This window comes from Paenibacillus sp. sgz302191, from assembly GCF_057749925.1.
This window is the reverse complement of the sequence record NZ_JBYLHY010000043.1, coordinates 1-13,505: the sequence shown is the minus strand read 5'-3', so window position 1 is coordinate 13,505 and position 13,505 is coordinate 1. Positions and strand designations below refer to the sequence as shown.

The following is a 13,505-nucleotide window of genomic DNA, read 5'->3' as shown; positions in this document are numbered from 1 at the left end:
GCTTAAATAAATTCGAAATGCAAAACAACTTTATTGACAAGCCCCGGGTCCTTGACGGCAAAATCCACCGTATACCAAGGGGTCTCGACTCCAAAATGATTGCTGTACACATGGCTCTCAATGTTCGGCGCAACCGCTGCTCGATCATAGCGGATCAAAAGCTTGCGGCGGCTCTCCCCGCCGCCCGCTATGACGATGCTGCCGTCGTCCGACGGCTGAGGCCGCGTCCGCGTCACGACGCGCTCCACGATGCTCTCCGGCGCTTCGGTAAACACGTAGGCGTCCTCGACAACGAGGTGCGGAAGCCGCCCGTTTTTGTGCCAGGCGAAGCGCCTCTTGAGCTCCTGCAGCTGCGGAACAGGGTACGCTTGCGCGATGTCGAGCTCCAGCTCGCTGATGTGTTCCCCAGCGGATACGCGAACGACCTGCGCGGCGAACTGTTTCCCCGCCGCCTGAAAGCGGCCGTTTATAATCGGAACGGAATGCCCCTGCGACCCGTTGCATGCATAGCTGTACCGCTCCGCCCCGAAATAGTCCGCCGTATATTCGCCGCTTCCCAAGTCGGAAACGAACGACTCGCCGTCGCAGGCCACGATGAACTGCCCGATATCGTTATGATTATGAGGCTCGTCGTTATGCCCGCCCTTGGCGGCAAATCCGAAGCGGCCGTCTGCGGCAACGTGCCTGGATACGAGCCACTGTGCGTTGTCCAAATAATAATCGGCGGCCTCCCACATAGCGGCGTCAGTGTTCGGGTCTGCCCACAGAAGATTGCGCAGCGCCGGCGCAAAACGGGCGCAATGATCCTCGGTATATGAGGCCCGAAGCGCTGTGGGAGCCGCAGCCATATCGGGATATATGCGCGCCAAATAATGGGTAAGCCCGATATGTACCCGGGCATGCTCAAGGGAATCCGAGAAATTCGCGGTCAAATCGTCCGTGAGATAACATTTTTGCTGAAAAAGCGCGATCCGATGCACCTTTTCGTGCTCGAACAAGTCCAGCTTGCCCTGCGTTCGCTTCTTCAGGAGATCTGCAAAATAAACGAAATAACCGAACCCATAATTCCAATAGCCCAGACCTTCCTGGCAAGCCCCGTCTTCCCCGAAGCCCCGCAGGTAACACTCCATGCTGCCTATCGCTTTGGTCACAATATCGCTCACGTCGCCTGATCGTTCCAGCAAAAGCAGCGCCGCAGCGCCGATCGAGCCTGCACAGACAGCCGCCCAGTTGTGCTCCGCCGTTTCCCAATGGTATGGCCCGTGCGCCAAATAAGGCTTGAACAGGCGATGCACGATTTCCTCCCGCATGCGGCTGCGCAGCAGCGCCGGCAGCGTCTCGCCCGCCAAGCTCAAAATCTCGCTCAAAGCGAAGCCCGTCTCGGCGGCAAACAAATCGATCTGCGTGTGCGTCTGCTTGCGCCCCCACGCCTCCTCATCCAGCGAAAAGGCAAGCTCGCCGTCCGTCTCCAGCGTCCCCTTCAGGTGGGCCGGCAGGCACCACGTATACTCGCCACAGACCGACCAGATTACGTCGTGCAGCGCTTCGCGGTACGCCTCATTCCCGGGCTCCAGAAGCGAGAGCAGGGCGAATGTGGTCAACCTTCTTCTTTTCTCAAAATAAATCTGCTCGAACTCCAGCCGCTTCCCGCTCCGCTCAAACTGCGCGAATACGGCGTAGGACGGCTCGCGGAGCGGCTCTCGGAGCAGCCTTGCCCCTTCGTCCCTGATCTCCGCCACCTGGGCTTCATAGTAAGGCGAAGCGTTAGCCTTACGCCAAAACTCCGCGCCCTCCGGGTACAAAATCCGGGAATCTGCGGGAGCCAGATCCCGCAAACCGTCCTGAATATGCTGCGATTGCAAAAGCATCGTTTCCTCCTCTTGGCCCGCCGCCGCCAATTTATCCTCTGTATTCCAGCGGCGTTACGCCTGCGTGAGTTTTAAAAATTTTAATAAAATAGCTCTGGTTATCGTAGCCGAGCATTTCGCAAATTTTGCCCACCGGATGAGCCGTCTGATCGAGCAGTTCCTTGGCTCTCTCCATTTTCATCCGGGTAATGTATTCGATGAAGTTCTCGCCCGTTTCCTTTTTGAACAACCGGCTGAAATAGCTGGGGTTCAGGAACAGATGCTCGGCAACCTCTTCCAGGCCGATCCGCTTGTCCAGATGCAGCGACACATATTTGCACGCTTCCATCACTTCCGCGCGGAGCCCGCCCCCTGCACCCTTTCCGGCCAGGGCGACGACGGCTTGCAGGTGGTCGACCAGCCACTGCTTCAGCTCGGACAAGGAATCGATGTCGACGATTTCCTTATGAAGCGTATCCGCGGAGAAAGAGGAGCGCGTAAATTGAAGCGACTGCAGCTTCAGCTTGAGATCGAGGATCAGCTTCAGCATCCAGTCCTTCACCGTTTCGGGCGCGTAGCCCCCCTGGCGCATAACGGTGATCCAGCCCTCGACCGCGCTCTGCACGTCTCCGGATTTTTTGCCGATCAGCAGCTCCCGCAGTTCCGTATTCGCCCGGTCATAATGGGCAAAAAGATCCTGCTTGAGATCGGCGGCCGGACCGGGACCCTTGCGGACAATGGCGCCGGGTTCCAAATAAAACCGCTGGGCATCGCTTTCCAGCAGCAGCCGGAGGCTCTGCTTCAGCTCCGCGGGATGCAGGCAGCTCTCGCCGAGCACGAAGCTCATCTGCAGCTTGAGCGCTCTTTTGAGCGCGGCCTGCACCGTTCTAAGGCCGGTTGTGATTTGCTCGTACATGCTGACTTTCAAATCGGGACGGTAGGCGAACAACAGAATGGATTCTTTGGCGCCGTAGCCGGCATGCACACTGTGCAGTTCCAGGCCCGACAGCACTTCCTCCAGCACATTGCCGACCGCAAAGCGCAGCGTCTGAACCGACAGGAACCGCTGCTTCGCCTGCCGGTAGCCTTCGATAAAGCCGATTGCGGCGATGCAGGCAGTCCCTTCTTCGAAGAGTCCGTAAGCGTTCGCTTCTTTTCTCCATTCGCCCGGAGACAGCAGCGGTTGATGAATAAAATTTTTGAGCCACTGTTCCTTGCGCAATTCTTTCGTTTCGTCAACGATATGTTTCAGTCTCGACTGCTGGCCGCTCAGCCGGTTCTCCAGATCGAGGCTGTCTTTGAACTGCGCAAGCAGCCGCTCCAGATCGGCCGGATTCAGGGCGTCTTTCAGCAAATATTCCTGAACGTTCATACGCATCGCCTGCTGGGCGAACTGAAACTCGCTGTGGCACGAAAGAATCGCGACCCGCACGTTCGCTTTGCGCTGCTTCAATAGCCCGATCAGCTCCAGACCGTCCATCTTCGGCATGCCGATATCGGTAATGACGATGTCCGGCATCTCCCGCTGCGCCTGTTCCCAGGCGTGAAGCCCGTTATCGTGCGCGCCGATCAGACGAAGGCCGAGCGCTTCCCAATGAATAGCTTCGGAGAGAAGCTCGATCACAGGGTAATCGTCGTCAACCAGCATCACGTTGTACATCCCCTGCCGCCTCCCTGTATGGAATAAACATCTCAATGCACGTGCCTTTCCCCAGCTCGCTGATGACTTCCAGGCGGAATTCGTCGCCAAAGGTCATCTTCATCCGCTCGTAGACGTTGGGCAGTCCGATTCCCGAAAAGCCGCCGCCCGCTCTCTCTTCGGACGAAGCGGCTGCCGCCGACACGATTTTTAATCGCAACGCCGCAAGCTGTCCCGGGCTCATCCCGGTTCCGTCGTCTCTTACGGCCAGTATCAGCCCCGCTTGCTCCTCGCGGGCTTCGATCGCAATCGTGCCCGCACTTCGGTTCAGCCCGTGAATGAGAGCATTCTCGATAACCGGCTGCAGGAAAAATCGCGGCACCTCGATCAAAAAAGCTTGCGGCGTCAGGTCAAAATGCAGCTCCAGCCGCGCCTCCTCTTTTTGGCGCATATTCATAAGACTAACATAGCTGCCGATAAGGTCAATCTCTTCATGCAAAGCAATGACATCCTTATCCGGGCTGACCGTCATCCGCAAAAGCTTGGACAGCGAGCCGATCATTTGCGCGCTTTCCTCGTCTCCCCGCCTCATCACCTTCATGCGAATGGAATTGAGCACATTGAACAGAAAGTGCGGGTTGATTTGCGCCTGCAGCATAGCCAGCTCCGCTTTGCGTTTGCGGGAATGCGTTTCGGACACTTCGTCAATCATCTCGCCTATTTTATCCAGCATCTGATCGAAGGAGTAGCCGAGCCGGCCGACTTCATCCTGCCCGCGAATGCCGGTGCGGATCGTCAGATTGCCCCGCTGCACTTTGGCGGCCACGCGCCCCAGCCGCACCAGCGGCTTCGTAAATGTGCTCAGCAAATAAAGCAGCAGCATTAATATAATAAAGAAAAATATCGATTGAAAGATCATCACTTTCGTGAAAATCGAGCTTATGTTGACAATCGCCTTCCGGTAAGGCTGCAAGGACACCAGATGCCAGTTCATCGGCGAAAGCTTCTGTTCCGTGACGATATAGTTCTCCCCCCGGATCGGCACGATGTTCGAGCTCTTCTCGTTCTCGCCGAGTCCGGAATATGCGAACGGTTGGCCGATTTGGCCCGAATCCGGATGCGAGACGATATGATTCGCACCGTCTACGATCATCAGCTCCTCGCCCCCCGCGAGACGGTTAAAAATGTCATGAAGCTGGCTTTCCATCACTGTGACGATAACATATCCTAATACTTGCTGGTTATCCTTGCGCAGCGTGCGGATCATGGAAATTTGGTACGGGCTTGTTTTCTGTTCCGTCTGAAAGACGGTCGGCGTCGGCCCCGTCCAGTACGACTGGATTCCCTGCAAATGCTCGACCTCGGGAAACCAGCTTTCTTTGCGGAAATTCAAAGGATTGTACTCCGTAAGCGAATAGCTTGTAAAATAAGTCCCGTCGGCAAGCAAAATCGTCACGTAAAAACGGTCGGTCCAATTCGACAAATTTTGCACCTGTTCCAGAATGCGGTTCGCCTCCCGAAACCTAAGGTACGTATCTTCACTCGTATTAGAAACGCCTTCATTTGGAAAAAGCTTAAAATAAGTGTTAAACTCCGTGTTCAATTGCACGTAATTGGCGATATAAATCATATTTCTGATCAAATTCGTCACTAATCCGTTGACTAACTGCAAAGACTCCTGGGAGTTGGATACCGCCTGCTTCTTCACGGCGTCCTGCGTCCAGTAATTGTAAATATACAGCGAACAGGCTGCCGGAAGCAAAATGCACAATATAGACGCCAACATCAGCTTATAACGCATGGAACGGAACGTGAACAGCTCTCGGATGCGGTTCCACATGCCTAAGCAGGCCTCCCCTCGCCAAATAGAAAAAGGGGCAGTTTCAGGCCGCCCCGTATAACTATCATTATATCAAACTATTTTTTGTTTGCGGCAATAATCTGATTGGTGCGGTCCTGGGAGTTTTTCACCGTCGTATCGATATCCTGCTTGTTGAAAATGAGCTTCTCGAACTCTTCGTTCAGCGCTTTGAACACTTCCGCCTGGTAGGACGCCGCCGGTACGAGCTGCGACGCTTTGGACGCCGACAGTGTGGCGATAAGAGACGCCTTATCGACTTTTTCCGGGTTTTTCGTGCCGCTTACGATCGTATCGATCAGCTTGCTGAGATCTTCCGACTTCACTTTGCTCCAGGCCGGAACGTTTTTGCCCTGCACGATTTGACCTTCCGTCGTGTACCAGCGCACGAACTTGTACGCTTCTTCCTTATGCTTGGAGCTTGCGGCTACGGACACGAAATCCGTCGTAACCGGCGTGTAGCCGTTCGGATCGCCTGTGCTATTTTTCGGGAACGGGGCGACGGCGATGTTGAAATTAAGCGGAACTTGCTCGGTGCCGCCGATTTCCGTATTCATCCAGCTTCCGATGACGAGCATGCTGACGTTCTGGTTAAACAGCTGTGTCCGGTAAGCCAACTTCTGCGAAATCATGTCCGCATAAGGAACGGCCGATTTGTCCTCCTTCTCCATCTTCACGCGAAGTTCCAGCGTCTTCTTGAAGTTCGGGCTGTCCAGGTTCGATGTGCCGTCCGCTTTCAAAATATCCGAATCTTTAGGCTGATTTTCCATATAAAGCTTGAGATATTCCAGCCAGCCGCCGTTTTGAGGGCCGTGGAAGTAAGTGCCGTAACGTTTTGTGGCTCCTTCGCCCTTGGTCAGCTTTTTCGCATAGTCGGCAAAATCGTCCCAGGTCCAATCCGTCGGAACCTTCAGGCCGGCCTCATCGAGGTGATTTTTGTTCAGCAGCACATACCATGGATTGAACTTACCCGGAAGCGCATACACTTTGCCGTTCAGATGCGTATCCACTTTGTACTCCTCTTCTTCCTTGAAGCCGTCCTTGGCGATGTAATCGTCAAGCGGCGCCGCCATGCCGAGTGCTACGCGCTGCGCATATCCCGCCGGGTCGCTGAACATGAGAATATCCATCGTTTCTCCGGAGGCTGCGGCCAGATCGAGTTTTTTCATCGATTCCTGGGTGTCGCCTTTTTCGCTCAGCGGTACAAGCTCTATTTTCGTGCCCGGGTTTTTCTCTTCGTAAGCGGCCAGCGTCTTTTTCCAGTTGTAAGCGGCTTCCGTGCCGAACACGAACATCCGCAGATTGACCGAATCTCCCGCTTTCGCAGTCGATTGCGCCGTTCCCGCCCCCGGCGAAGCCGTGCCGCCGCCACCGTTCGAGCTGCTGCACCCGGCCACAAGGCTTAACACGAGACCCGATGCGACAAGCCCGGTCCACAAATTCTTTTTCATAGAAACCCTCCTCGAAGTTGATTGCTCTTTTTACAATCCAAATTATATAAGGTCGCAACCCGGTTCTCATGATCGTAAATTTACTTTTTCCAAAATATTTTGACTTCTTTAGCCTTTTACCCCGCCGACGGCAATGCCTTCGATCACGCTCTTTTGGCCGATGATAAATATAAGAATGAGCGGAAATATCGCGGAAACGGTCCCCGCCATAATCAGGGAATAAAACTCCCCGCTCAGCGAAGTAAACTTGGCCATGGCGAGTTGAAGCGTGAACAGCTTGTCGCTGCGCAAAAAAATGAGCGGATTTTGGTAATCGTTCCACGTCCATATGAACCGCAAAATGGCGTAAGTCGCGACAGCAGGCTTGACAAGCGGCAAAGCGATCGCATAAAAAATGGTAAAGTGTCCGGCTCCGTCTATTTTCGCCGATTCAATATAGTCGTTATGCAAGCCCATAAAAAACTGCCGCAGCATGAACGTGCCGAGTACGCTGAAACTGCCCAGCGCGATCAAACCGGCATGGCTGTCAAAGAGGCCGATCGCACGGTACAAAATAAACTGCGGCACCAGCACCGCTTGCGTCGGAATCATATACGTCATCAGCACGATCAGGAACAGCCACTTGCCCGCTTTAAATTGCACTTTGGAAAACCCGTAGGCGGCCAGAGCGGATACGGCGCAGGAGATGAACGTCGTTATCACGCTGACTTTGATCGAATTCCAGTAGTATAAGTAAAAAGGAATTTTGCCGAGCCATACTTCCTTATAATTTTCGATAGCGCGCCACTCGTGGGGAATCCACTGGATCGGGTATGTAAACACTTCCGATTCCAGTTTAAACGACGTGACGATCATCCAAAAAAACGGCAGCAGGAACAGGACGCTCCCCGCGAACATAATCAGCGTAATCAGCGATTTGCGGAAGCGGTAAAGCACAAGTTGATTCATGGCGGTTCTCCTTCCAGAGCGAATGCGAATCCATTAGTAGTTGACCCATTTCTTTTGTCCGATCCACTGCGCTACCGTAATCAGCAAAACGAACGCGAGCAGCATCGTCGCCATGGATGAGGCATACCCGATTTTCAGATTAACGAACGCCGTATCGTACAAATACCAGACGATGAGGGATGTGGAGCCGATAGGCCCGCCCTGCGTCATAACCGCAATGATATCGAACACCTTGAAGGTCGAAATAATACCCGTCACCAGCAGGAAAAACGATGTCGGAGACAGCATCGGCAGCGTAATTTTGACAAATTGGGTCCACCCGCTCGCTCCGTCGATATCGGCGGCCTCGTACAAATCTTTCGGAATCGACTGCAAGCCTGCAATGTAAATAATCATATTAAACCCGATTGAAACCCAAACGTAAATCATCATGATCGAAATAAGCGCAAAGTTCGGGTCCGCAATCCATTTGGGCGGTTCGCTGATTCCCATCGCCTTCAGAAACTCGTTGATCGGCCCGTAAGAAGGCTGAAAAAGCACCTGCCAGACGGTAGCCACCGCTACGATACTGGAAACGTAAGGCATGAAATACGCTATTTTAAAGTAGCTTTTCAGGTAGACGTGACGATCGATCACAATCGCAAGTATTAATGAAATGATCAAGTAAGCGGGAACGGACAGCAAAAATAAGACGTTGTTCCGCACGGACCTGAGAAACATCGAGTCGTGAAACAGCTTATCAAAATTGGCAAATCCCGTCCATTTGATGCCGTTCCAGCCGGCCACAAAGTTCCAATCGGCAAAGCTCAGAATCAGCGTCGCAATGATGGGCAGCAGCACCAGTACCGTCACACCCAAAAGCATCGGACTTACGAATAAAAATCCGGCGAGCGTTTCCCCTTTCGCCAGCGAGCGCCTCCGTTTGCGAGAAGAAGACTGTACAGGCAGTGTTGCAGCTTGTTGTTCCATTATTCTTTCACCTCGTCTAGTTAAGGAGTTGCTCTCATTATAAGAAAAAAAAAGCGCCCGCAATGACGGTATTTTGATCAAAAGCGATACTTTTTTGACATGTTCGCCACTCCGGTTCGTACCCGTGAGGGCTGACCGACCGCCTTGCAGTTCCGCAACGCGCAACATTCCCCTCCCTGCTTGTAAACAATTTTCCTGCGGGACTTGGGCTTGACAAGTATCCGCGGGGGCGGGATGTTTTTTTCCCGGTCCGAACGTGATATATTGAATGAAAACTTACTGTAACGCGAGGCGAGAACAGATCGTGAAGACATATAAAGGAAACGAACCGCGCGGGCCCAAGTCCGGCAAGCCGGATAGCCGTACGGGAGCAAGGCCGGAACCGGGTCGCGGGTCAAACTCAGGCCCGGACGCAAGCCGCGTTAACGGCAAAAAAAACGGAAATGTCACGCTCAGGAGCGGTAAAAGTACGGCTGTGGATGTGAGCAGCCGTACCTCGGCACAGGATGTGCAGATCGGCGACTTGCTCGTCGTGACGATCAAGCGGATCGGGATCAATGGCGAAGGGGTCGGCTACTTTAAGCGCAAAGCGGTTTTCGTACCGGGGGCGCTGCCGGATGAGGTCGTCAAAGCGAAGGTCGTGAGAGTCGAGCCCGGGTTTATTCAAGCTTCCCTGCAAGAGCTGGAAAAATGCTCGCCCGAGCGCATCGCCCCGCCCTGCCCGGTCTATGAGGAATGCGGCGGCTGCCAGCTCCAGCATTTGAGCTATGAAGGCCAGCTGCGCGCCAAAGAGGAGATGATCCGCGAAGCTTTCGAGCGGTACACCGGCATCGGCTCGCTTCCGCTGCGCCCCATTCTCGGCATGGACGAGCCCTGGGGGTACCGCAACAAAGCGCAGCTGCAGGTCGGCCGCCAGAACGGCCGGCTCGTTACCGGACTGTACGCGGCGGGCTCGCACCGTCTCGTGGACATAACCGGCTGCCCGATTCAGCACCCGGTTATCAATCGCGTCGTAGAGACGGTCAGCCGGATTGCCGCCGAGCTGCACATCCCCGTCTACGATGAAAGAAAGCGCACCGGTGTGCTGCGCACGATTGTCGCCCGGGTCGGGCTGCAATCGCAGACGGTGCAGGTGACGCTCATAACGGCAGTCAAAGAGCTGCCGCAGCGGGAGCAACTGGTGCGCCGTGTCCGGGAGCGGCTTTCTGAAGTATCTACAATCGCCCAAAATGTGAACACCGGCCGGAGCTCGCATATTTTCGGAGCGGAGACGTTCATTTTGTGGGGCGACGAGCATCTCGGCGAGGGCCTCGGCGAGCTGAGCTTTGCGCTCTCACCGCGCGCGTTTTTCCAGCTGAACCCGTCGCAGACGGTGAAGCTGTACGACGCGGTGAAGGAAGCTGCGGCCCTGACCGGCCGCGAGCTGGTCGTAGACGCCTATTGCGGCACCGGCACCATAGGCTTGTGGCTGGCGCCGCAGGCGGCGGAAGTGCGCGGCATCGAGCTCGTCGAAGATGCCGTCCGGGACGCGCGCCGCAACGCGCAAACCAGCGGGCTCGGCAACGCCCGCTTCTACGCCGGGCGCGCCGAGCAGCTGCTGCCGCAGTGGGTCCGGGAAGGCCTCCACCCCGACGTCGTCGTGGTGGACCCGCCCCGGACCGGCTGCGATGCGCAGCTGCTCGGCGCGCTGCTAGCCGCGAAGCCGACGCGGCTCGTGTACGTGTCCTGCAATCCTTCGACTCTGGCGAAGGATTGCAGGACCCTCCTCGAGGGCGGCTACCGCCTCGAGTGGGTGCAGCCCGTCGACATGTTCCCGCAGACGGCGCATGTGGAGTGCGTGGTAAGGATATATCGGGATAAGTGAAAATAGCATAGTCTATCCTATTGAGTCTAGCCCTTTTGATTGGTGAGAGGGCTATTTGTCGTTAGTTTATATTACCAATGAAACAAGGCGGTATGTTTTACCACAGTTCATACATTTTATAGTGTCTTTTTTTGAAGTTAAGCATCACTCGTGATTTCTCCTTATGCTAATGTTAACATTAGGCGTCGAAGAAATTATATTTTTCAATACGAAAACGAATAAACACGAAGTCAAGTTAGAAAAAAACTCAACTTCGTGCATTTTAAGGATAACTGAGTGTATTACTTAGCGAGTGTGAAAGTTAAAGATTTTTATTTTCCTTTTACCTCCACTTTGGTGACAAATTGAACGTACCCTTCATCCCAACGAGCTAAATAAGCGTAAGTATGTGTTCCTTCGGTGTAAGGTACGACTATTTCATTTTTGGAATTATCCAACAGGGTTGAATCGTTCGGGCTTAATACTTCAGAAATTTTTTCGATTTTATTGGGTTCTCTATCAAAAGAAAGTATGATTTTTGAATTAGGTGGAATAACGACAGGATGGACATTTATTTCATACGCTGAACCTTCCCCATAATCATGCTTTTTTTGCCAAGTGGAAACATGTATCCCGACTGGGATTTTAATATCTGTCCCCTCAACATACGGTGTGGAAGTAGGCATAGGCTTGTCATTTGAACAAGCGCTTAATGTGAATAGCAATCCAATGAATGCGATTAGTAGTTTTATTCGCATCAATAAATCTCCCTCTTACGTTGATATTAAATCATAAAAGAGGAAAGGAAATTCCCTTCCTCTTCCATATTCTATCTTAAAACGACCATCTCGCCAGCTTGGATTTTTGCAGTAACTCGATCTTGCAAAGTTTGATCCGATGTCCAAAGTATGCCATCAGTCAAGATGTTCCAGCAGTCTCTCCACTTCTTGTTGTTAAACAAGTCCATGTCAGTATGTTGCCTTCCAGTAAAACCATCGAATACAATTTGATAGCACACATCATCGTGGTCTTCGTGAGCTGTTGCCCACGTAACTGCATCCGTTTTGCTAATGTATTTGCACATCAATGCATTCCAAATGGCATGGCGAAACGCATCTTTTTTTGTTCCATTGCCATCCAACGTGCCGTATAAATAATGGCTATCTGAAAAAGATACGGCTTTATCTTTACAATAATTCACGAGTAAAGCATTGGCAGGATAAGCAATTACTAACGCTTTTTCTGCGAGGTTAAGGCTTTTCCATGTGGAGTTATAAGAATCACTAGTTAAAGTGAATCTTCCCTCTGTATCTATCTTTTGTCAAATTGAGAGATACGTTCTTGTGTATTCAAGTTAGGATTTTCTTTTTTGAAATTTTCCACGTTTTTGAATAACCTTACCGCATTACTATCAAATGTTAAACCGCTGAATTTAGGATCAGAAAGAACCTCATCCACGCTTTGAACTTTTTCACTTTGAATATAGTTTGGTGCTGACTCAAAAGACTGTGATGAATATTAGCGGTTTGCATCTGAATTAGCTGCAAAGGAAGATAAGCCATTAATTGCACACCCTACAACAGTTGCCAAAGCGACAACCATAAAATCACTTTCATATCATACCAATTAATTCCATATTTTGGGATAGTCCATATGGACTAAATTGTAAGAAATGTTATCATATACCTTACGAGGAATTTGAGCCTCATCAGCACTAACATACTTAAAAAGCTCATTGAATGATGTAATATTCGTATTTTCCTTACTCGTTTGTTTAAATGAGATATACCCCATTGATGATGCTGAATCACAAGTAATTCTCAAATAAATCGCTCCTTAAAGCAGTATGTTTATTAGACGCAGTATCTGTGAGAAGGTTTCGTGATATAGCTACATCTTTTTCACTCAAATAAACAATATTGGATTTGTATCAGTTTTCGCATTGTATAATAGCGGGAAATTCATGTAAAAAAAAGGAATTACCAGTTGATTTGTGGAATAAGTCTATACGACATGGGGCTTAATTCTTAGTCTGTGTAACCTTATAACACTAGGAGGATTTTTGTGAGCACATTTTGTTTTCACCCTAAAAAGTGGATTAGAGATTGAGGAAATCATCGAGTAACCTAAAGTCTCAAGCAACCAACAGCGACAGATGGCATGGGTCGATTCCATGCTGTTTGCTCGTTAAAATTCCAAACGATTCTTGCTCAGATAAAGATTTATTTCCTTCATAATCCCTATGCCGTCCTTAACCCCTCTCACATACAGCCATTCCTTTTCAGCCGATTGCTGATATAGAATAGCCTCCTCCCATTCCAGTACAATCACTAAAGCAGATTCATCTACTTGGCTTTTCAAATTCGTTAGCAATTTCGATGACTTTTCGATTAATGGAACAATGTCCTCCTGCTGCTCCACGATGAGCGATACATCATCAAACCTCTGACGCAAGCCCTTAACAATCCAATCAGGCCAATCTTCCATAGCGCCTCTCCCCTTCCCTGTCTTCGAGTGTGTGTATGTTAACACTGATGGGAGGGGATGGCAAGTTCATTTTAATTCGATACTAAAGCGTTTTTTCGTTGAATTCGATGGTATAATGTACCAAATTGGTGCTATATGGTTGTTATAATTTAGGTCATTTATTATTTCTGATTAGAGATATGTAACAGTAACAATCAATATTTCAAAGAGAGTGATCCATAATGAATTTGATTCGCTTTTTAATTATTTCTATAGTATTTTGGCTATTTGGATATTGGGCTATTTCATGGATTGCCTATACTATGAAACTTGAATTGCTAAGAACCATCCTAGAAGTACTAGTACATCATCAGTCTTTAAATTGTGGATAAAGACGTTTTAATTTGATCCGGGCGTCAGAGGTAGTAAACTGCCAATCGACTCCCTTTTGACTCGAGTTGCGACCTTGCTCCCAGGCAGACAG

10 protein-coding genes are annotated in these 13,505 nt (G+C 51.2%); 1 reads left to right on the top strand and 9 read right to left on the bottom strand.

What is annotated here, in order from left to right; genetic code table 11:
* Window positions 1-2: 2 nt before the first annotated feature.
* From AC3G2T_RS35205 to AC3G2T_RS35180, 6 genes are all read right to left on the bottom strand, one after another.
* The gene (locus tag AC3G2T_RS35205) at window positions 3-1,868 is read right to left on the bottom strand and encodes a heparinase II/III domain-containing protein (RefSeq protein WP_488438397.1); all 1,866 of its coding nucleotides are present in this window, start codon (window positions 1,866-1,868) and stop codon (window positions 3-5) included.
* A gap of 31 nt (window positions 1,869-1,899) precedes the next feature.
* Complete coding sequence (locus AC3G2T_RS35200; RefSeq protein WP_474686001.1) at window positions 1,900-3,507, bottom strand: response regulator transcription factor; 1,608 nt, start codon at window positions 3,505-3,507, stop codon at window positions 1,900-1,902.
* Entirely contained in the window at window positions 3,485-5,326 is a 1,842-nt protein-coding gene (locus AC3G2T_RS35195; protein ID WP_474686003.1) for a cache domain-containing sensor histidine kinase, read from the bottom strand. The genes AC3G2T_RS35200 and AC3G2T_RS35195 overlap by 23 nt, the downstream gene beginning before the upstream one ends.
* A gap of 77 nt (window positions 5,327-5,403) precedes the next feature.
* Entirely contained in the window at window positions 5,404-6,795 is a 1,392-nt protein-coding gene (locus tag AC3G2T_RS35190; RefSeq protein WP_488438396.1) for an ABC transporter substrate-binding protein, read from the bottom strand.
* Window positions 6,796-6,903: 108 nt separating this feature from the next.
* Entirely contained in the window at window positions 6,904-7,743 is an 840-nt protein-coding gene (locus tag AC3G2T_RS35185) for a carbohydrate ABC transporter permease (protein ID WP_474686007.1), read from the bottom strand.
* A gap of 33 nt (window positions 7,744-7,776) precedes the next feature.
* Entirely contained in the window at window positions 7,777-8,712 is a 936-nt protein-coding gene (locus AC3G2T_RS35180) for a carbohydrate ABC transporter permease (protein ID WP_488438395.1), read from the bottom strand.
* Between the two features lie 304 nt (window positions 8,713-9,016).
* Here AC3G2T_RS35180 and rlmD point away from each other — a divergent pair, with 304 nt between their 5' ends.
* On the top strand, window positions 9,017-10,576 hold the full coding sequence (gene rlmD / locus AC3G2T_RS35175) for a 23S rRNA (uracil(1939)-C(5))-methyltransferase RlmD (protein ID WP_488438394.1): 1,560 nt from the start codon (window positions 9,017-9,019) through the stop codon (window positions 10,574-10,576).
* Window positions 10,577-10,887: 311 nt separating this feature from the next.
* On the opposite strand, the gene AC3G2T_RS35170 is transcribed toward rlmD, so the two are convergent.
* The 3 genes from AC3G2T_RS35170 to AC3G2T_RS35160 form a co-directional block, all read right to left on the bottom strand.
* Complete coding sequence (locus AC3G2T_RS35170; protein ID WP_488438393.1) at window positions 10,888-11,313, bottom strand: hypothetical protein; 426 nt, start codon at window positions 11,311-11,313, stop codon at window positions 10,888-10,890.
* Window positions 11,314-11,384: 71 nt separating this feature from the next.
* Window positions 11,385-11,783, bottom strand: coding sequence for a DUF6973 domain-containing protein (locus tag AC3G2T_RS35165; RefSeq protein WP_488438412.1), 399 nt, complete (start codon window positions 11,781-11,783; stop codon window positions 11,385-11,387).
* A gap of 959 nt (window positions 11,784-12,742) precedes the next feature.
* Window positions 12,743-13,042, bottom strand: coding sequence for a hypothetical protein (locus tag AC3G2T_RS35160; RefSeq protein ID WP_488438392.1), 300 nt, complete (start codon window positions 13,040-13,042; stop codon window positions 12,743-12,745).
* Between the last annotated feature and the right edge of the window lie 463 nt (window positions 13,043-13,505).

Coding starts and splice junctions, on each gene's coding strand:
- AC3G2T_RS35180 (WP_488438395.1), bottom strand. CDS start 8,712: ATGGAACAACAAGCTGCAACACTGCCTGTACAGTCTTCTTCTCGCAAA.
- AC3G2T_RS35200 (WP_474686001.1), bottom strand. CDS start 3,507: ATGTACAACGTGATGCTGGTTGACGACGATTACCCTGTGATCGAGCTT.
- AC3G2T_RS35185 (WP_474686007.1), bottom strand. CDS start 7,743: ATGAATCAACTTGTGCTTTACCGCTTCCGCAAATCGCTGATTACGCTG.
- AC3G2T_RS35170 (WP_488438393.1), bottom strand. CDS start 11,313: ATGCGAATAAAACTACTAATCGCATTCATTGGATTGCTATTCACATTA.
- AC3G2T_RS35195 (WP_474686003.1), bottom strand. CDS start 5,326: ATGTGGAACCGCATCCGAGAGCTGTTCACGTTCCGTTCCATGCGTTAT.
- AC3G2T_RS35160 (WP_488438392.1), bottom strand. CDS start 13,042: ATGGAAGATTGGCCTGATTGGATTGTTAAGGGCTTGCGTCAGAGGTTT.
- AC3G2T_RS35190 (WP_488438396.1), bottom strand. CDS start 6,795: ATGAAAAAGAATTTGTGGACCGGGCTTGTCGCATCGGGTCTCGTGTTA.
- AC3G2T_RS35205 (WP_488438397.1), bottom strand. CDS start 1,868: ATGCTTTTGCAATCGCAGCATATTCAGGACGGTTTGCGGGATCTGGCT.